Consider the following 19,238-nt stretch of genomic DNA (forward strand, 5'->3'; position numbering starts at 1 on the left):
CATTATTATGTCACCTCTTTTTCGGCTTTCCCTGCTGACGGCTGCCATCGCCGTCGCGTTCCCTGTCCTTGCTACTGATAATTCATCTCAGAACGATACCGACACTGTGACCGTCGTCGGCAACTGGCTGGACAACCCTGATACCAGTTCGGTGCTGCTCAACCATCCGGGCGCGCGTTCCATCGTCACCCAGCAGCAGATGCACGAACAGGGCGACCAAACCATCGCCGACAGCCTGCGCGGCGTACCCGGCGTGCAGGTGCGCGACAGCAACGGCACCGGCGGCAGCGACATCTCGCTCAACGTCGGCGTGCGCGGCCTGACTTCGCGTCTTTCTCCGCGCTCCACCATTTTGATGGACGGCGTCCCGCTGGCGGTCGCGCCTTACGGCCAGCCGCAGCTGTCGATGGCCCCGCTGTCTATCGGTAATCTGCAATCGGTGGACGTGGTGCGCGGCGGCGGCGCGGTGCGCTACGGGCCGCAGAACGTCGGCGGCGTGATCAACTTCGTTACCCGAGACATTCCCAAAACGTTTGGCGGCACCGCCAGCGTACAAACCCAGGGTGCCAGCCACGGCGGCCTGAAGACCCTGACCAGCGCCTCCGTGGGCGGCACCGCAGACAACGGCCTCGGCGCCGAGCTGCTCTACTCCGGCCTGCACGGTCAGGGCTACCGCGACAACAACGACAACACCGACATCGACGATTTCATGCTGAAAACGCGTTATGCGTTCAGCGATCGCGACGAGCTGCTGGCCAATTTCCACTACTACGACGCCAAAGCCGGCATGCCGGGCGGGCTGAGTGCCGCGCAATACGCGCAAAACCCGTTCCAATCCACGCGGCCGTGGGACCAGTTCGAAGGCCGCCGCAAGGATATGTCGTTCAAGTACAAACATCAGGAAGACGACAAACAGTTCGAAGTGTTGACCTACTTCACTGACAGTTATCGCGGCAGCAACATCGAATCGGAAGGCACCGGCAAAAACGCGGGCCAGCGGCGCATGGTCTCCTATCCGCGTCACTATTCAACCTGGGCTATCGAACCAAGCTATTCGCAGGTCTTCCGCTTCTGGGATATGGCGCACGAGATCACCCTCGGTTACCGTTACCTGAATGAAACCATGGACGAAAAGGCGTCGCGTTCGGCCTGGTATAACCCGGCGGATATCGGCTCGACGCCGGAGACCCCGGACTATTACCAGCACACCTCCGGCGGCACCGCGGCCAACGCGTTCTATATCGACGACACCATCAACGTCGGCAACTGGACGGTCACGCCGGGCCTGCGTTATGAAAGCATCCGCACCCACGTGGACGATGCCTTCAACAACATCAGCCGCAAGAAAAGCTACAGCGAACCGCTGCCGTCCTTGAACGTGATGTACCACCTGTCCGATGCCTGGAAACTGTTCGCCAACGCCAACACCTCGTTCGGCAGCATGCAGTATTTCCAGCTGACCAAAGGCGGCAACGGCAACCAACCGGCGCCGGGGCTGACGGCGGAGAAAGCGCATACCTATGAATTCGGCACCCGCTACGACGATACCGTGGTCAAAGCCGAAGCCACGCTGTTCTATATCGACTTCGATAATCAGCTGCAATACATCAGCAACGACGTGGGCTGGACCAATATGGGCGCCACCAAGCACAAAGGCATCGAGCTGGCGCTCAGCTACGATCTCAGCGAGCTGAACCGGGCGCTCGACGGCGCCAGCGTCTACACCAGCTATACCTACACCAAGGCCAGCACCGATAAGGGCGACTTCGCCGGTAAAGACCTGCCGTTCTACTCGCGCCAGGTCTATACCGTCGGCACGCGCTACGCCACCGGCAGCTGGGTATGGAATCTGGACGGCTACGCGCAGTCCAAACAGCATTCGCCGGGCACCGGGCCGGAGTACGTCACGCAGGAAAGCGCCGATGGTCAGTTCGGCGATATCGCCGGCTACATGGTGTGGAATGTGCGCGGGGAATATAACTTCGGGCCGCAGCTGTCGAACCTGACGCTGGGCGCCGGGGTGAAAAACCTGTTCGATCAGCGTTACTTCACCCGCTCCAACGACAATAACTTCGGCAAGTACGTCGGCGAACCGCGCACCTTCTTCGTGCAGGGGTCGATCGCCTTCTGATACCGAGGCCCCGCCGGGGCCTCGGTATCACCGACAGTAAAGGCGAAACAGGCGCGCCAGGTGCGCGCCCATCGGCGTCAAAGTGGTGTCCTTGCGTTGGATAAGATAAAACGTCGCTTTCGGCAGACTCTCTTCCAGCTCGAGCGGCACCAAATGCTTGCCCAGAATCGGATCCGAAATCACGTCCACCGACAGAATGCTAACAAAATCGCTCTGCGCCACCAGGCTGGTACAAGCCATAAAGGTCTCGCAGGTCACGCTGATCGACGGCGCCATGCCCAAGTCCCCGAACAGATCGTGCAATAACCGGTAATAACTGCCTTTCGGTGTCGGCATGGTCCAGTCGCAGTGCTGCAGCTGTTTCAGCGAGGTCGCCCCCTCCATCGGATGCCCTTTGCGCACCACCACCCGATACTCTTTTTCCATCAGCCGTTCGTACTGCAACTCGTTGTCGAGGCTGCTGGGATAGTAGGTATTGACGGTAAAATCCAGCTCGCCCTGGCGCAGTTCAGGGATCATCGACACCAGCTGCCCCTCGACGATGCGCACCTTCACGTTGGGATACTCACGATGAAACTGCGTGACCACCTGCGGCATCACGGTGCGCGCAATGCTGCCACCGACGCCGATATTCACCGTGCCGCCCGCCAACCCCAGCCGCTGCTGGATATCTTCCTGCGCCACCCGCAGCTCTTCAAGGATCAGGCTGGCATGCTGGAAAAAGTTATCGCCGCAGTCGGTCAAGACCACACCCTGGCTACGGCGAATAAACAGCTTGGCGCCCAGCACCTCCTCCAGCTCCTGAATGGCCTTGGTCAGTGCAGGCTGGGAAAGGCGTGAGGTGCGGCTGGCGGCGCGGATGCTGCCCTGGCGGCTAACGTCCACGAATGCACGCAATTGGTGCAATTTTATCGAGGCTGGCATAGGCGAAAGGCGATAACCGTTATTTATCAATAGCAAGATATTGGCATCTTATTTAGCCAGATTCCATTGTGTACATTCGGAAAAAACATAATAAATAACCAAATTCTTATTTCGCTTAATTAAGCGCATTTTCTGCGCCAATAAGCGCCATTCACGGCAGTTAGTAACCAAATACACCTTTTTCTTTGCAATAGCTTCACCGTCTGATTTCAGTTCAGAGCATAACTGCTGCCTGGAGCGATCCAGCGCGCGATAACTTATGAGATATCACTATGACTAATTCGCTTTCGATGTTGGTGGCCGATTTGTACCCGCAATTGCAGGCCTGGCGCCGCGACTTCCATCGCTATGCCGAGTCCGGCTGGTTTGAGTTCCGCACCGCTACCCTGGTGGCGGAAGAACTCGATCGGCTGGGTTATCGCCTGCAGCTGGGCCGCGAGGTCATCAAGGCAGAGTCTCGCATGGGGCTGCCTTCGTCCGATGAGCTGGAAGCGCAGGAACAGCGCGCCCGCAATCAGGGGGCGTTGGAAAAATGGTTGCCGCACTTTTCCGGCGGCTTCGCCGGCATCGTCGCAACGCTCGATACCGGCCGCCCCGGCCCAACCATCGCCTACCGCGTGGATATGGACGCCCTCGATCTCAACGAATTGCTGTCCCCCGAACACCTGCCGTTCCGTGAAGGCTTCGCCTCTTGCAACAGCGGCATGATGCATGCATGCGGTCATGACGGCCATACCACCATCGGCCTGGGGCTGGCGCACGTCTTCAAAAGCCTGGAGTCCCAGCTTAGTGGCACCGTCAAACTGATCTTCCAGCCGGCGGAAGAAGGCACCCGCGGCGCAAAATCGATGGTGGAGGCCGGCGTGGTGGACGACGTCGATTTCTTCACCGCGGTGCATATCGGCACCGGCGTGCCGGCCGGTGAGCTGGTGTGCGGCAGCGACAGCTTTATGGCCACCAGCAAGCTGGACGTCACCTTCCGCGGCGTCGCCTCCCACGCCGGCGCCAGGCCGGAAGACGGTCGCAACGCTCTGCTGGCAGCGGCCCAGGCTGCGCTGGGGCTTTACGCCATCCCGCGCCACAGCGAAGGCAGCTCGCGCATCAATGTCGGCGTGCTGCAGGCCGGCACCGGCCGCAACGTGATCGCCGATCGGGCGTTTATGAAGGTGGAAACGCGCGGCGCCACCAATGAGATCAACGCGTTCGTCTATCAGCAGGCGCTGAACGCCATCGAAGGCGCAGCCAAGATACACGGCGTCGCCTGCGACATCGCGCTGATGGGCGCTGCGCAGAGCAGCAAACCGACCCAACCGTGGGTGGATTACATCCGCCGCCAGGCACAGCAGGTAACCGAACTGACCTCGGTGGTCGATCGCCGCGAACAGGCTGCGGGTTCAGAAGACGCCACCTACATGATGGAGCGGGTGAAATCCCGCGGCGGCCAGGCCTCATACGTCATTTTCGGCACCGAGCTGAGCGCCGGGCACCATAACGAAAAATTCGACTTCAACGAGCAGGTGATGGCGGTGGCGGTGAAAACGCTGGCGTCGCTGGCGCTGAACCTGCCGACATTCGGGAGCGAAGCATGAGCAACTCAGCACTGCAGGCATTTATCGACGACTACATTGACCAACGCCGGCCCCGCTTCAGCGCGCTGAGCGACGCGATTTGGGACCACCCGGAAACGCGCTTCAACGAGACCTATTCCGCCACGTTGCTGGCCGATGCGCTGGAGCAGGAAGGTTTCTCGGTTGAGCGCGGCGTGGGCGACATCGAGACGGCATTTATCGCCAGCTACGGCAGCGGCCACCCGGTCATCGCGCTGCTGGGCGAGTACGACGCGCTGGCCGGGCTGAGCCAGCATGCGGGCTGCGCCACGCCGCAGCCACTGGTGGAAAACGGCAACGGCCATGGCTGTGGCCACAACCTGCTGGGCACCGCGGCGCTGGCGGGCGCCTTCGCCGCCAAGGCGTGGATGCAGCAAAACCGGCTGACCGGCACCCTGCGCTTCTACGGTTGCCCGGGCGAAGAAGGCGGCTCCGGCAAAACCTTTATGGTGCGCGAAGGCCTGTTCGACGACGTCGACGCCGCCCTCACCTGGCACCCGGAAGGCTTCAGCGGCATGTTCAATACCAGTACGCTGGCCAACATTCAGGCGGCGTTTCACTTCAAGGGCGTCGCCGCCCATGCCGCCAACTCGCCGCACCTGGGGCGCAGCGCACTGGACGCGGTGACGCTGATGAATACCGGCGCCAACTTCCTGCGCGAACATATCGTGCAAGAAGCGCGGCTGCACTACGCGGTCACCAACACCGGCGGCAGCTCCCCCAACGTGGTACAGGCCGACGCCGAAGTGTTGTATCTGATCCGCGCGCCGCAGCTCGACCAGGCGCAGGACATTTACCAACGGGTGATTAACATCGCCAAGGGCGCAGCACTGATGACTGACACCCAGATGGAAGTGCGCTTCGACAAGGCCTGCTCCAACTATGAGCCAAACCGCAGCCTGGAACGCGCGATGTATCAAAACCTGTGCGATTTCGGTCTGCCCGAGTACAGCGACGCCGAACGCCGCTTCGCCGAGGAAATCCGCCAGACGCTGAGCCGCGACGATCTGCGCAACGCCAAACTCAACATTGCCCGCACCGGCGGCGCAGCCGGGCGCGAGTGGGTGCAGTTGCTGGGAGAAAAGGTGCTGATGGACGAGGTCGCTCCTTATGTGGAATCCGACGACCTGCTGTACGGTTCTACCGACGTTGGCGACGTAAGCTGGGTGGCACCGACCGCCCAATGCTTTAGCCCCTGTTTCGCACTCGGCACCCCTCTGCACACCTGGCAACTGGTGGCGCAGGGCCGCACCGCTATCGCCCATAAGGGCATGTGCCTGGCCGGCAAGGTGATGGCGGCGACCGCCATCGATCTGCTGAGCGACAGCGCTCTGCTGGCGCGCTGCCGCAGCGAGTTTGAACGCCGGCGCGCCGAACAGCCGTACCGCTGCCCAATCCCGCAGGGGGTGAAACCCTCCCCATTGAAATAGCATGAACAGACAGGGCCCGGAGAACCGGGCCACTAAGCATAATTATAAATAAATCAAATAATAACAATCACACAACAGAGCAAACACAGAGGGTAAAATCATGAGTGAGGCCACAACGCCAATCAATAAAAGCCCCGGACGCGTTTTTTACTGGGTGGAACGCATCGGCAATAAGATCCCCAATCCGTTTTTACTGTTCGTCTATTTGATCCTGGTGCTTATGCTGGCCACCGCGCTGTTTTCCTGGCTCGACGTGGCGGTGAAAAATCCGGCCACCGGCGAGCTCATCAAGGTGAATAACCTGATGAGCGTGGCGGGCATGCAGTGGATATTTCCCAACATCATCCATAACTTCAGCAGCTTTGCGCCGCTGGGGGCTATTTTGGCGCTGGTGATAGGCGCCGGCCTGGCGGAAAAGGTCGGCCTGCTGCAGGCGCTGATGTACAAAATGGCCTCGCGCGTCAGCGCCCGCTACGCCAGTTATATGGTGCTGTTTATCGCCTTCTTCAGCCATATCTCGTCGGACGCCGCGCTGGTGGTGATGCCGCCCCTTGGCGCGCTGATGTTTGTGGCGGTGGGCCGCCACCCGATAGCCGGACTGCTGGCGGCGATCGCCGGCGTCGCCTCCGGCTTTACCGCCAACCTATTGATCGTCACCACCGACGTATTGCTTTCCGGCATCAGCACCGAAGCCACCAAAGCGGTGGATGGCGCGGTTCACGTTAGCGTAATCGACAACTGGTACTTTATGGCCACCTCCGTGATCGTGCTGACCATCGCCGGCGCGCTGCTCACCGACAAGTTTATCGAGCCCCGGCTGCCGAAGTGGCAAGGCGGCGCCGAAGACAAAATCGCCGCGCTGACCCCGTTGCAAAACCGGGGGCTGATGATGAGCGGGATCGCCGCGCTGGTGTTTATCGCCATCATCGCCGCTCTGGTGGTGCCGGAGGCCGCGCCGCTGCGTGACCCGAACACCGGTTCGGTGATCCCTTCCCCGTTCATCAAGGGCATTGTGCCGATCATCATCCTGTTCTTCTTCACCGTCGCCATTACCTATGGCGTAGTCACCAAACAGATCCGGCGGCCGGATGACATTCCCCACCACTTGCTCGATCCGATGAAAAGCATGGCGGGTTTTATCGTGATGGTGTTTCCGCTGTCGCAGTTCGTGGCGTTCTTTAACTGGAGCAACATGGGCAAGTTTATGGCCGTCGGCCTGACCGATATGCTGGAAGCCGCCGGCATGAGTGGCGCGCCGGCATTTCTCGGCCTGATGTTCCTCTCCGCCTTCCTGTGCATGTTCATCGCCAGCGGCTCGGCGATCTGGTCAATTTTGGCGCCGATCTTCGTGCCGATGTTTATGCTGCTCGGTTTTCACCCGGCGTTCGCCCAGATGATCTTTCGCATCGCGGACTCTGCGGTGCTGCCGCTGGCGCCGATGTCGCCGTTCCTGCCGCTGTTCCTCGGCTTCCTGCAGCGCTACCGCAAAGACGCGCAGCTCGGCACTTATTACGTGCTGATCCTGCCCTATCCTGTGGTGTTCTTCAGCGTGTGGATTTTGCTGCTGCTGGTTTGGTATGCGCTTGGGTTGCCAATCGGCCCGGGCGTGTATCCGAAACTGGGCTAAACCGCCCCGCTACCTCGCCCCCGAGCCGGCTCGCGGGGCGGGTTCTCTTCCCCCCGATCCCCGAAAAAAATTGATCCTCCTCACCCTCCCAACGCCCCAGCGCATTATTTCATTGCCTTGCTAAACCGGTTCTTCTATTTTAGCACCCCATCTGACAAGGACAAAAACAGGGATTAAGCATGATGAATCGCGTATGGGTACTGGGCGACGCCGTGATCGACCTGGTGCCGGAAAATGCCAACGGTTATCTCAAATGCCCCGGCGGCGCGCCGGCTAACGTGGCGGTGGGTATCGCCCGGCTCGGTGGCGACAGCGCTTTTATCGGGCGAGTGGGGCAAGACAGCTTCGGCGCCTTTTTGCAGCGGGTGCTGAGCGATGAAGGGGTGGATATCGGCCATATGCGGCCGGATCCCGAACACCACACCTCCACGGTCGTGGTGGATCTCGATCTGCAGGGTGAGCGCTCATTCACGTTTATGGTGCAGCCCAGCGCCGATCTGTTTTTGCAGCCCGACGATCTGCCGGCTTTCCAACGGGGCGAATGGCTGCACCTCTGCTCCATCGCGCTCTCGCAGGAGCCCAGCCGCAGCGCGGCCTTTACGGCGATGGAACGCATTCGGGCGGCCGGCGGCCGGGTCAGTTTCGATCCCAACATCCGCGAAGAGGTCTGGCGCCAGCCGGAAGCGCTGCGCCCCTGCCTGCAAAAGGCGCTGCTGCTGGCGGACGTGGTGAAACTGTCGCGCGAAGAGCTGGCTTTCATCAGCCATCTTGACGATCTGGAGAACGCCATTCGCTGGATGATGCAAACCTATCCGCTACGCCTGCTGCTGGTGACGCTGGGCGGCGACGGCGTCTGCGTACACGATGGGCAGCGTCTGCGCCATTTCCACGCGCCATCGATCGTGCCGGTCGATACCACCGGCGCCGGCGACGCCTTCGTCGCCGGGCTGTTAGCGGCGCTGGCGCGCCTTCACGAATTGCCGCAGGAAGCGCAATGGCCGGCGGTTATCGCCCAGGCCCAGGCCTGCGGCGCGCTGGCCACCACCGCCAAAGGCGCCATGACCGCCCTACCCCGCGCCGACGAGCTGGCCGCTTTCCTACGTTGATCCACAGTATTCACGGCGATCCGCAGGTTCGCCGTGCTCTTTTACCCACGATTTGCGCGCTCGATCACAATAGCTGAATCGGGTTAGCTAACTGAGTTGCCAGCTCGCTTCGCTCTCGTTATCTTTCGCCATGAAAAACCGGTTTAGCAATTTAGCAAACAATAATAACAACCCTTACCCGGATGATAGACGATGATAAAAAAACTCAGCTATTTGGCGATAACAACAGGGCTTTTCCTCTCCGCTTCCAGCGCAGCGGCCTCGGGCAGCGGCAGCATCGAGGCGCGTCTCAACGCGCTGGAACAACGTCTGGCGCAGGCGGAACGGCGCGCTGCACAGGCTGAAACCCGCGCGACGGCGGCGGAACGTCGGGCGCAACAGCTGGAACAACGCACCGCCAACACCGAACGGCAAACCGCACAGATTGCGCAGCAGGCCGCCACGCCGGAAACGCCGGTTGCCCCGGCCAGCGCGCTGCAGCTGAGCGGATTCAATGACCTGAAGCTGTACGGCGACGTGGAGTTCAATCTGGACGGCGCCAGCCGCAGCGGCCAACTGACGTCGCTGAAAGGCAGCGACCACAAGGACTGGAAACCCGGCAACAAAGAACGTTGGGATATCAACGGCCGCATTCTGGTCGGGCTGGACGGCTACCGCCGCAATCCGGACGGCAACTTCTCCGGCTTCAGCGTGCAGCCGCTGGCGGACATGACCGGCAAAATGAACCTGGACGACGCCGCCTTCTTCTTCGGCAATGAAAAGAACTGGCAAACCAAAATCGGCCGCTTTGAAGCCTACGACATGTTCCCGCTGAATCAGGACACCTTCATTCAATACTCCGGCAATACCGCCAACGATCTGTACGCCGACGGCTTCGGCTATATCTACATGATGAAAGAGGGCCGCGGCCGCAGCAGCAGCGGCGGCAACCTGATGCTGAGCAAATACGCCGGTGATGTCTATTTCGAGCTGAACACGCTGGTGGAGGACGGCACTTCGCTGTTCCAGGACAACAGCTACCACGGCAACGCCCTGGACAATAAGAAAAACGTCGCCTATTTACGGCCGGTGATCGCCTGGAAAAAAGACGCCTTCAGCATCGCGGCGGCGATGGAAAGCAACGTGGTGAATAACGCCTACGGCTATCGGGACAGCCAGGGCCGTTTCGTCGATCAGTCCAAGCGCAACGGCTACGGCATGACGATGAGCTGGAACAACAGCGCCGCCGATCCGGACAACGGCGTGGTGGCCAACCTGAGCACCGCCTATCTGGATGCCTCAGGCGAGCAAGACTTCACCGCCGGCGTCAACGTGCTGTGGCGGCGCTTCGAACTGGGTTATATCTATGCCCATAACAATATCAAAGAGTTCAATACCGCCGGGATCGCCGCCGATATCCACAACCCGCTCAGCGAACCGGGCAACTACGACATCCACACCGTTCACGCGTCGTATCAGATACCTGACATTATGAATATGAAGAATTTCAATCTGTATTTAGGCGCCTATGTGTCGCTGCTGGAGGCCAACGCCGACAACAAGATCGCCAACGGCGACAACGATCAACGTTACGGCATGCGCGCCAGATTCAAGTATTTCTTCTGACATCGATTCACGGCGCTGCGCCGCAAACGGCGCGGCGGCATTTTTATTTAGCAAGGGGACAACATGGACATTACCGCAACCGCCAACGCGCTGTTGCCGCTGCTTGGCGGTAAAGAGAATATCGCCAGCGCCGCCCACTGCGCCACGCGCCTGCGCCTGGTGCTGGTGGACGACGGCAAGGTGGACAAAGAGGCCATCGGCAAACTGGACGGCGTCAAAGGCTGCTTCAGCAACGCCGGTCAAATCCAGGTGATCTTCGGCACCGGGCTGGTGAACAAGGTGCATGCGGAATTCATCAAGGCGGCGGGCGTCAGCGAATCCAGCAAGGCCGAAGCCGCCGATATCGCGGCGAAAAAGCTCAACCCGCTGCAGCGCATCGCCCGCCTGCTGTCGAACATCTTCGTGCCGATCATTCCGGCGATCGTCGCTTCCGGCCTGCTGATGGGGCTGCTCGGCATGGTGAAAACCTACGGCTGGGCCGATGCCAACAGCGCGCTGTTCATCATGCTGGATATGTTCAGCTCGGCGGCGTTCATTATCCTGCCGATTCTGATCGGCTTCACCGCCGCACGCGAATTCGGCGGCAACCCCTATCTGGGCGCCACGCTCGGCGGCATTTTGACGCATCCGGCGCTGACCAACGCCTGGGGCGTCGCCGAGGGTTTCCATACCATGAACTTCTTCGGTCTGGAGATCGCCATGATCGGCTATCAGGGCACCGTGTTCCCGGTGCTGCTGACGGTGTGGTTCATGAGCGTGCTGGAAAAGCGGCTGCGCAAGGTGATCCCCAACGCGCTCGATCTGATCCTGACGCCGTTCCTGACGGTGGTCATCTCGGGCTTTGTCGCCCTGCTGTTTATCGGCCCCGCCGGCCGCGCGCTGGGCGACGGCATCTCCTTCGTGCTCAGCACGCTGATTGCCCATGCGGGCTGGTTCGCCGGGCTGCTGTTCGGCGGCCTCTATTCCGCTATCGTCATCACCGGCATTCACCACAGTTTCCATGCGGTAGAGGCCGGGCTGCTCGGCAACCCCAATATCGGCGTCAACTTCCTGCTGCCGATCTGGTCGATGGCCAACATCGCGCAGGGCGGCGCTTGCCTGGCGGTGTATTTCAAAACCCGCGACGCCAAAATCAAAGCCATCGCGGTGCCGTCGGCCTTTTCCGCCATGCTCGGCATCACCGAAGCGGCGCTGTTCGGCATCAACCTGCGCTTCGTGAAACCGTTCCTGGCGGCGCTGGCGGGCGGCGCGCTCGGCGGCGCCTGGGTGGTGGCCAACCACGTCGGCATGAACGCGGTCGGGCTGACGGCGATCCCCGGCATGGCGATCGTGCAGGCCAGTTCGCTGGTCAGCTATATCCTCGGCCTGGCGATCGCTTTTGGCAGCGCCTTCGTGCTCTCCCTGCTGCTGAAATATAAAACGGACGCGCAATGATGGAAGAACTCAGCTTAATCAAACAGGCGCTGCGGGCGGTAATGAACGGCCAGCCACGCGCGCTGCGCGATCCGCACCGCCCGGCCTGGCATCTGGCGCCCAGCGTTGGCTTGCTGAACGATCCCAACGGCTTTATCCAGCACAACGGCGTTTATCACCTGTTCTATCAGTGGAACCCGCTGGGCTGCGATCATCGCAACAAGTGCTGGGGACACTGGCAATCGACCGATTTATTGCGTTGGGAACATCAGCCGATCGCCCTGGCGCCGGGCGCCTGTTACGACAGCCACGGCTGTTACTCCGGCTCGGCGGTGGTGGCGGAAGACAAAATCACGCTGATCTACACCGGCAACGTGAAATTCCCCGACGGCTCGCGCACCGCTTACCAATGTCTGGCTCAGGAAAGCGATCGGGGCGAATACCGCAAACTCGGGCCGGTGCTGCCGCTGCCGGAGGGCTACAGCGGCCACGTACGCGATCCGAAAGTGTGGCGTCATCAGGATGCCTGGTACATGGTGCTCGGCGCGCGTGACTTGCAGGATCGCGGCAAGGTGCTGCTGCTGCGTTCCTGCGATCTGCGCGACTGGCAAGCGCTGGGGGAGATCGCCGGTTCCGGCCTGAACGACCTGGGTGAATTCGGCTACATGTGGGAGTGCCCGGACCTGTTCTCGCTGGACGGCGACGACGTGTTGATCTGCTGCCCGCAGGGGCTGGCGCCGCAGCCGGAACGCTATCTCAACCGTTATCAGGCCGGCTATCTGCTCGGTAAGCTGGATTACCGGCAGGCGGCCTTCAGCCACGGCGAATTTCGCGAGCTGGACGCCGGCTTCGAGTTCTACGCGCCCCAGACGACGCAGGCGGAAGATGGCCGCCGCCTGCTGTTCGGCTGGATGGGCGTGCCCGAGCAAGATGAAGAAGCCCACCCGACGCGCCGTTACGGCTGGATCCACACCATGACCTGCCCGCGCGAGCTGTCGCTGCAGCATGGCCGCCTCTACCAGCGCCCGGCGCGCGAGCTGCAACAGCTGCGCGGCGAGCGGGCTGGCTGGCAAGGCCACGCCGATGACGCCCCCGCCTATGCGCTGGGCGCCGCGGAGCTGCAGCTGACGCCGCAGGGCGCGTTCAGCGCCGCCTTTGGCGACGCCATGACGCTGAGCTGGGACGGCGAACGGCTGCAGCTGACGCGTGCTTCCCTGGCCGACGGTAGGCCGGAGCACCGTTACTGGCGCGGCCCGGTCACGCATCTGCAGCTGCTGTTCGATCGTTCCAGCGTGGAGATTTTCATCAACCACGGCGAGGCGGTGATGAGCGCGCGCTACTTCCCGGCAGCTGAACCGCAATTGCGGCTGAACGGGAGCGCGCCGCTGGCGTTGGAATACTGGCCGCTGACGCCATGCATGCTAGAATGACGCATCCTCCGATGACTTCAGACGGCGTCAGTGAAAAAAAATAAACGCATTACCATCAGTGACATCGCCACGCTGGCCGGGGTGTCGAAATCGACCGCCAGCCTGGTGCTGAACGGCCGCAGCAAGGAATACCGGGTGTCCGACGACACCCGCGATCGCATTCTGGCGCTGGCGCACGAACACCATTATCAGCCCAGCATCCACGCCCGCTCTTTGCGCTCCAACCGCAGCCACACGCTGGGGCTGGTGGTGCCGGAGATGACCAACTACGGCTTTGCGGTGATCTCGCGCGAGCTGGAAACGCTGTGCCGCGAGGCCGGTCTGCAGCTGTTGATCGCCTGTACCGATGAAAACCCAGCGCAGGAGATGATGGCGGTGAACAGTCTGGTGCAGCGGCAGGTCGACGGCCTGATCGTCGCTTCCAGCCAGCTGAACGACGCGGAATACCAGAAGATCAACGCCGGGCTGCCGGTGGTGCAGATGGATCGCCTGATCGCCGGTTCCGAACTGCCGCTGGTGATCACCGATTCGGTCAATTCGACCGCCGACCTGGTGGAGAAGGTCGCGCGCCAGCATCCGGATGAGATCTATTTTCTCGGCGGGCAGCCGCGCATTTCACCGACTCGCGATCGGCTAGCCGGCTTCCAGCTTGGCCTGGAGCGCGCCGGCGTATCGTGCAAACCGGAATGGATCATCAACGGCAGCTATCACCCCAGTTCGGGTTACGAGATGTTCGCTCAGCTGTGCGCGCAGCTGGGGCGTCCGCCCAAAGCGCTGTTCACCGCCGCCTGCGGCCTGTTGGAAGGGGTATTGCGTTATCTGACTCAGCATCAGCTGATGGAAAGCGACATCCACCTGTGCAGCTTCGACGATCACTACCTGTTCGACTGCATGACGTTGAAAATAGACACAGTCGCTCAGGACTGCCGGGCGCTGGCGCAACATAGCTTCAGCCAGGTCACCGCGCTCATCGACGAGCGGCCGCTGGAACAGAACGCGCTTTATCTGCCGGGCCGTATCCACTGGCGCCATGCCGGTTCGCGGGCGTTGTTGGCCGGGGAGTGATATTTCTGAATCAATAAAAAAGGGCGCCTGAGCGCCCTTTATCGTTTTGCTGCCGCTACTTACTTGGCGGCGCCTTCCATGCCCACCAGCCCCACTTTCAGGTAGCCGGCTTTACGCAGGGTGTCCATCACGCTCATCAGCGTTTCATAGTCCACGCTCTTGTCCGCCTGGAAGAAGATGGTGGTTTCTTTGTTGGCCTGAGTGCGTTGATCCAGCACCGAAGTCAGCTGATCGGCATTCACCGGCTGATCGCCAACGTAGAGCTGCTTGTCGGCCTTCACCGACAGGAACACCGGTTTTTCCGGCCGCGGCTGCGGTTTGGCGGAAGAAGCCGGCAGATCGACGCGGATATCTACCGTTGCCAGCGGCGCGGCCACCATAAAGATGATCAACAGCACCAACATGACGTCGATAAACGGCGTCACGTTGATTTCATGCAGTTCGCCGCTGTCGTCCAGATCTTCATTTAAGCGCATCGCCATGACTCACCCCGCCCGCAGTTGGTGTGCGTGCTGTGAGCGCTTGGCTTCCGCCGTCGCGGCCAGATCCAGATCGCGGCCCTGCAGCAGCAAGACCTGCGCCGCCACGTCGCCCACCTGGGCGCGATGGCCGCTGATGACGCGGGCAAAGATGTTGTAGATAACGACGGCAGGGATCGCCGCGACCAGGCCCAGCGCGGTCGCCAGCAGCGCTTCCGCGATGCCCGGCGCCACGACCGCCAGGTTGGTGGTCTGCGAATGGGCGATGCCGATGAAGCTGTTCATGATGCCCCACACGGTGCCGAACAGGCCGACGAACGGCGAGATGGCGCCGATGGTGGCCAGGAAACCGTTGCCGCGGCCCATGTTGCGGCTGTAGGCCGCCACGCGGCGCTCGAGGCGGAAGCCGGTACGCTCTTTGATGCCGTTGTTGTCGCTGGACTCTGCGGACAGCTCCAGCTCATTTTGCGCGTCGTTCAGCAAGACAGAGCTGACGCTCTGCGAGCCGAAGTTTTGCGCCAGCTCGGAAGCTTCATCCAGCGAGCGCGCGTCGGCCAGCGCCAGCTGTTCGCGGCGCAGGCGGCGTTTGGCGCGCAGCAATTCACTGCCTTTGGAGAACAGAATGGTCCAGGTCACGATCGAGGCCAGCACCAGGCCGATCATTACCGCTTTCACCACCGCGTCGGCGTGCTGATACATGCCCCAAACGGACAGATCCATGCCGCGGGTTTCCGGTGGCTGGATCGTTGGCGCCGGGTTCACCGGCGTGATGCTTTCCGGCGCGGCGGCTGCAGGTGCAGGCGCGGCGGTCGGCGCAACGCTTTCGGTAACGGCCGGATTGGCCGCCGGCGCCGCCTGCGCGCTGCCGGCCAGCCCCACGACCAACACCATTGAAGCCATCAGGCTGCGGCCAAAGGCCTTGCCCCACTGCGCCCGGCCTTGGCCGAACGATCCTTGATTTAAATTCTTGCCAGCCGTTTTCACGCTGTGCCTCCACCCATTACCGATCAAAATTAAGGAATAATTCAGCGTGCGATCATATCAAACCAACCGGGGATTGATAGTAGTTCTCATTATTATTTACCAAATAAACGAGAAAATTTTAGCCAACCCCGCGGCAAAGCGCCAATCCGCGTCCGTTCACCGCCAAACGCCCCTTTTATGGGGTTATTTCGTTACTTTTCCCCCACAACGGCGCAACAAGGCCACGCTGCCGAAAGGCATCTCGACCGATGAATGGGCTTCTCTCTCGCCGCTCGGCAGAAGGATGAGGCGAGAAATGCGCAGTCGGCAGCCAATTATAGCCGTTTCTGTATCTGGAAGTTAAAACGTCTGGATGGCTATATTAACTCATGATAACGTAAGGGCTATCGCAAACGGGCACGTGCAGAGCAACCAGAGGTGAGCCAGGTACCATGACGTCAAAACATATCGAAACCACGCTGATCGGCGCCGGCCGCGGCAAGCGCTACACCCAGGGCTCCGTCAATCCCGTCACGCAACGCGCCTCTTCTTTGGTCTTCGACTCCGTCGCCGCCAAAAAACACGCCACCGCGCAGCGCGCCCACGGCGAGCTGTTTTACGGCCGACGCGGCACCCTGACCCACTTCGCGCTGCAGGATGCGATGGTGGAGCTGGAGGGCGGCGCCGGCTGCGTGCTGTACCCCTGCGGCGCGGCGGCGGTAGCCAATGCGATCCTGTCGTTCGTCGGCGCCGGCGATCACCTGCTGGTCACCGGCTCGGCGTACGAACCGACCCAGGATTTCTGCACCCATATCCTCGGCCGCATGAACGTCAGCACCACCTATTTCGATCCATTAATTGGCGCCGATATCGCCACGCTGATCCAGCCCAATACCCGCGTGGTGTTCCTGGAATCCCCCGGCTCCATCACCCTGGAAGTGCAGGATATTCCGGCGATGGTGCAGGCCATCCGCGCCGTGGCGCCGGAGGTGGTGATCATGATCGACAACACCTGGGCGGCGGGCGTGCTGTTCAAGGCGCTGGATTTCGACATCGACATTTCGATTCAGGCCGGCACCAAATATCTGATCGGCCATTCCGATTACATGCTCGGCACCGCCGTCGCCAACGCGCGCTGTTGGGATCGGCTGCGCGAGTACTCCTACCTGATGGGGCAGATGGTGGATGCCGACACCGCCTACATGGCGAGCCGCGGCCTGCGCACCCTGAGCGTGCGCCTGAAGCAGCACGAGCGCAGCAGCATCGAAGTCGCCAACTGGCTGGCGGCACGGCCGGAGGTGGCGACGGTCAATCACCCGGCCCTGCCCAGCTGCAAGGGCCACGAGTTCTACCGCCGCGACTTCAGCGGCTGCAACGGGCTGTTCTCCTTCGTGCTGAAAGAGCGGCTGGATGATGCGCAGCTGGCCGCCTACCTGGACAACTTCAGCCATTTCAGCATGGCCTACTCCTGGGGCGGCTTCGAGTCGCTGATCCTGGCCAACCAGCCGGAAGAGCTGGAAGCGATCCGTCCGGCGGGCGGCGTCGATTTCTCCGGCACGCTGGTGCGCCTGCACATCGGCCTGGAGAACGTCGAAGACCTGATCGCCGATCTGGCGGCCGGCTTCGATCGCCTCAGCGGCGTGCGCCAAGACGGATTCCGGTAATTTTCTTCGCCTTGTTTAATGTCGGCTTAAGCTATTAGCGGTACACTAATCGGGTAACTGTCAGATACGGTAACCGCCGCATCCTGGAGAACGTGACCCCGGGCGCAACCGGCATGCAACAGGACATAAAATGGATGTATTACGAGAGATTATTCATGCGCTTTGGCAGCAGGACTTTATCGCCCTCGCCGATCCCAGCGTAATTTGGGTGGTTTACGCCGTACTTTTCACCACCCTGTTTTTGGAAAACGGACTGCTGCCCGCCTCCTTCCTCCCCGGCGACAGCCTGCTGCTGCTGTCGGGCGCGCTGATCGCCAAAGGCGTGATGGGCTTTGCCCCTACCCTGCTGATTCTGACCGCCGCCGCCGGCCTCGGCTGCTGGCTGAGCTATATCCAGGGCCGCTGGCTGGGCCACACCGGCCTGGTGAAGAGCTGGCTGCTGCAGCTGCCGGCGCAGTACCACCAGCGCGCGCACAACCTGTTCAACCGCCACGGGCTGACGGCGCTGCTGATCGGCCGTTTCCTCGGCTTCGTGCGCACCCTGCTGCCGACCATGGCCGGCATTTCCGGGCTCAACAGCTCGCGCTTCCAGGTGTTCAACTGGCTGAGCGCGGCGATCTGGGTCTGTGCTCTGGTGGGCCTCGGCTACGCTTTCAGTCAAATCCCTCTGGTAAAACGCTACGAAAGCCAGGTGATGACCGGCCTGATGCTGCTGCCGCTGCTGCTGCTGTTCGTCGGCCTGCTGGGCGCCATGCTGGTGATCTGGCGCAAAAAGCGCGCTTCCTCTTCCTAAATCCGGCGCGCTACAGCGCCTTCTCGACCAGCGCCCGGCAAGATCGCACTGCCCCCGTAAACGCGGCTCAGCCCTCCAGCAGCAGCGGGTTGGCCTCGCGCAGCCGGGCGACTTCATCGCTCGGCGTCATGCCGAACAGCCGCTTGAATTCACGGCTGAACTGCGACGCGCTCTCGTAGCCGACGCGGATCGCCGCGGTGCTGGCCTTCAGGCCGTCATGCACCATCAGCAGGCGCGCCTTATGCAGCCGGTACGACTTCACGTACTGCAGCGGCGAGGTGTTGGTCACCGCTTTGAAATTGTGGTGGAACGCCGAGACGCTCATGTTGACCTCGCCGGCCAACTGCTCGACGTTGAGGTTGTCGGCATACTGATGTTCGATGCGCCGCAGCGCCTTGGCGATCTGGCTGAAGTGGGTATGGCGATTGACCAACTCCTGCAGCGACGCGCCGCAGGTACCGCGCAGCACGTAGTAAAGGATCTCGCGCACGATCTGCGGCCCCAGCACCCGGGCGTCGAGCGGCTTGGCCATCACGTCCAGCAGGCGTTCGGTGGCGCACAGCAGCGCTTCCGTCAGCTCGGCCAGGTTCACCCCGTTGCTCTCCGCCCGCGGTTGCATCAGGTAGTCGTCGTCGCCGATGTCGATCAGCAAATCCTGCAGCATTTGGGTATCGATATTGACCGCCAATCCAACCAGCGGCAGTTCCGGGCTGGCGAAGGTTTCGCATTCGAACGGCAGCGGCACCGTCATCAGCAGGTAGTTGCGCGGATCGTACTGGAACACCTTACTGCCGCAATAGCCGACCTTGTGCCCCTGAAAGATGATGACGATCCCCGGTTCGTACATCACCGGTTGGCGCGGGCAGTGGCGATCGACATACAGGATCTTCACCCGCGGCACCGGCGACGGCGTGTAGCCGTTGCCGGTGGCGATAGCCATCGCCTGGCGCGCCATGCGGCTGCGCTGCGCATCGATTTCAATCACGGAAACACCCTCTTAC

15 protein-coding genes are annotated in these 19,238 nt (G+C 61.5%); 11 read left to right on the forward strand and 4 right to left on the reverse strand.

Features of this window, described 5'->3' with window-relative positions; all coding sequences use genetic code 11:
- The first annotated feature begins 7 nt into the window (after nt 1-7).
- Entirely contained in the window at nt 8-2,131 is a 2,124-nt protein-coding gene (locus tag ACJ8IN_RS21390; protein ID WP_308326048.1) for a TonB-dependent receptor family protein, read from the forward strand.
- 27 nt (nt 2,132-2,158) lie between these two features.
- Here the strand turns inward: ACJ8IN_RS21390 and ACJ8IN_RS21395 are convergent, their stop codons facing one another.
- Complete coding sequence (locus tag ACJ8IN_RS21395) at nt 2,159-3,055, reverse strand: LysR family transcriptional regulator (protein WP_025304273.1); 897 nt, start codon at nt 3,053-3,055, stop codon at nt 2,159-2,161.
- Nucleotides 3,056-3,327: 272 nt separating this feature from the next.
- On the opposite strand from ACJ8IN_RS21395, the gene ACJ8IN_RS21400 reads away from it, so the two are divergent.
- From ACJ8IN_RS21400 to ACJ8IN_RS21435, 8 genes are all read left to right on the forward strand, one after another.
- Nucleotides 3,328-4,644 (forward strand): M20 family metallo-hydrolase, encoded by a 1,317-nt coding sequence (locus ACJ8IN_RS21400; protein WP_060424532.1) that lies wholly within the window; start codon nt 3,328-3,330, stop codon nt 4,642-4,644.
- Nucleotides 4,641-6,092, forward strand: coding sequence for a M20 family metallopeptidase (locus ACJ8IN_RS21405; protein WP_060424533.1), 1,452 nt, complete (start codon nt 4,641-4,643; stop codon nt 6,090-6,092). Before ACJ8IN_RS21400 ends, ACJ8IN_RS21405 begins: the two co-directional genes overlap by 4 nt.
- A gap of 100 nt (nt 6,093-6,192) precedes the next feature.
- Nucleotides 6,193-7,719, forward strand: coding sequence for a p-aminobenzoyl-glutamate transporter (gene abgT, locus ACJ8IN_RS21410; protein WP_028127596.1), 1,527 nt, complete (start codon nt 6,193-6,195; stop codon nt 7,717-7,719).
- 179 nt (nt 7,720-7,898) lie between these two features.
- Nucleotides 7,899-8,825: an aminoimidazole riboside kinase gene (locus tag ACJ8IN_RS21415; protein WP_033636040.1), complete on the forward strand. Its 927-nt coding sequence runs from the start codon at nt 7,899-7,901 to the stop codon at nt 8,823-8,825.
- A 195-nt stretch (nt 8,826-9,020) separates the two neighbouring features.
- Nucleotides 9,021-10,430 (forward strand): carbohydrate porin, encoded by a 1,410-nt coding sequence (locus ACJ8IN_RS21420; RefSeq protein WP_033654846.1) that lies wholly within the window; start codon nt 9,021-9,023, stop codon nt 10,428-10,430.
- Between the two features lie 63 nt (nt 10,431-10,493).
- Nucleotides 10,494-11,864: a sucrose-specific PTS transporter subunit IIBC gene (locus tag ACJ8IN_RS21425; protein ID WP_060424535.1), complete on the forward strand. Its 1,371-nt coding sequence runs from the start codon at nt 10,494-10,496 to the stop codon at nt 11,862-11,864.
- A complete protein-coding gene (locus tag ACJ8IN_RS21430; protein ID WP_060424592.1) occupies nt 11,864-13,273 on the forward strand; it encodes a sucrose-6-phosphate hydrolase in 1,410 nt (469 codons plus the stop codon). The genes ACJ8IN_RS21425 and ACJ8IN_RS21430 overlap by 1 nt, the downstream gene beginning before the upstream one ends.
- 30 nt (nt 13,274-13,303) lie before the next feature.
- The gene (locus tag ACJ8IN_RS21435) at nt 13,304-14,338 is read left to right on the forward strand and encodes a LacI family DNA-binding transcriptional regulator (RefSeq protein ID WP_041036713.1); all 1,035 of its coding nucleotides are present in this window, start codon (nt 13,304-13,306) and stop codon (nt 14,336-14,338) included.
- A 59-nt stretch (nt 14,339-14,397) separates the two neighbouring features.
- Here the strand turns inward: ACJ8IN_RS21435 and exbD are convergent, their stop codons facing one another.
- Both exbD and exbB read right to left on the reverse strand, forming a co-directional pair.
- Nucleotides 14,398-14,820 carry a TonB system transport protein ExbD gene (exbD, locus tag ACJ8IN_RS21440; protein WP_004937307.1) on the reverse strand — a complete coding sequence of 141 codons (423 nt, stop codon included), beginning with the start codon at nt 14,818-14,820 and terminating at the stop codon, nt 14,398-14,400.
- 3 nt (nt 14,821-14,823) lie between these two features.
- On the reverse strand, nt 14,824-15,801 hold the full coding sequence (gene exbB / locus ACJ8IN_RS21445; protein WP_072265252.1) for a tol-pal system-associated acyl-CoA thioesterase: 978 nt from the start codon (nt 15,799-15,801) through the stop codon (nt 14,824-14,826).
- 431 nt (nt 15,802-16,232) lie between these two features.
- Between exbB and metC the strand changes: the two genes are divergently transcribed.
- Together metC and ACJ8IN_RS21455 are read left to right on the forward strand one after the other, a co-directional pair.
- Nucleotides 16,233-17,444, forward strand: a complete 1,212-nt coding sequence (gene metC / locus ACJ8IN_RS21450; RefSeq protein ID WP_047570493.1) for a cystathionine beta-lyase — start codon at nt 16,233-16,235, stop codon at nt 17,442-17,444.
- Nucleotides 17,445-17,574: 130 nt separating this feature from the next.
- Entirely contained in the window at nt 17,575-18,237 is a 663-nt protein-coding gene (locus ACJ8IN_RS21455) for a DedA family protein (RefSeq protein ID WP_033636044.1), read from the forward strand.
- Nucleotides 18,238-18,304: 67 nt separating this feature from the next.
- On the opposite strand, the gene ACJ8IN_RS21460 is transcribed toward ACJ8IN_RS21455, so the two are convergent.
- Nucleotides 18,305-19,192, reverse strand: a complete 888-nt coding sequence (locus ACJ8IN_RS21460; RefSeq protein ID WP_194243347.1) for an AraC family transcriptional regulator — start codon at nt 19,190-19,192, stop codon at nt 18,305-18,307.
- Nucleotides 19,193-19,238: the final 46 nt, after the last annotated feature.

Origin of the sequence: Serratia sp. CY31944, assembly GCF_052169175.1 — a bacterium.
Lineage (GTDB): Bacteria > Pseudomonadota > Gammaproteobacteria > Enterobacterales > Enterobacteriaceae > Serratia > Serratia sarumanii.

Bases quoted from the DNA above. Each gene is read 5' to 3' on its own strand.
- ACJ8IN_RS21390 (WP_308326048.1), top strand. From the start codon at position 8: ATGTCACCTCTTTTTCGGCTTTCCCTGCTGACGGCTGCCATCGCCGTC.
- ACJ8IN_RS21395 (WP_025304273.1), bottom strand. From the start codon at position 3,055: ATGCCAGCCTCGATAAAATTGCACCAATTGCGTGCATTCGTGGACGTT.
- ACJ8IN_RS21400 (WP_060424532.1), top strand. From the start codon at position 3,328: ATGACTAATTCGCTTTCGATGTTGGTGGCCGATTTGTACCCGCAATTG.
- ACJ8IN_RS21405 (WP_060424533.1), top strand. From the start codon at position 4,641: ATGAGCAACTCAGCACTGCAGGCATTTATCGACGACTACATTGACCAA.
- abgT (WP_028127596.1), top strand. From the start codon at position 6,193: ATGAGTGAGGCCACAACGCCAATCAATAAAAGCCCCGGACGCGTTTTT.
- ACJ8IN_RS21415 (WP_033636040.1), top strand. From the start codon at position 7,899: ATGATGAATCGCGTATGGGTACTGGGCGACGCCGTGATCGACCTGGTG.
- ACJ8IN_RS21425 (WP_060424535.1), top strand. From the start codon at position 10,494: ATGGACATTACCGCAACCGCCAACGCGCTGTTGCCGCTGCTTGGCGGT.
- ACJ8IN_RS21430 (WP_060424592.1), top strand. From the start codon at position 11,864: ATGGAAGAACTCAGCTTAATCAAACAGGCGCTGCGGGCGGTAATGAAC.
- exbD (WP_004937307.1), bottom strand. From the start codon at position 14,820: ATGGCGATGCGCTTAAATGAAGATCTGGACGACAGCGGCGAACTGCAT.
- metC (WP_047570493.1), top strand. From the start codon at position 16,233: ATGACGTCAAAACATATCGAAACCACGCTGATCGGCGCCGGCCGCGGC.
- ACJ8IN_RS21455 (WP_033636044.1), top strand. From the start codon at position 17,575: ATGGATGTATTACGAGAGATTATTCATGCGCTTTGGCAGCAGGACTTT.
- ACJ8IN_RS21460 (WP_194243347.1), bottom strand. From the start codon at position 19,192: ATGGCGCGCCAGGCGATGGCTATCGCCACCGGCAACGGCTACACGCCG.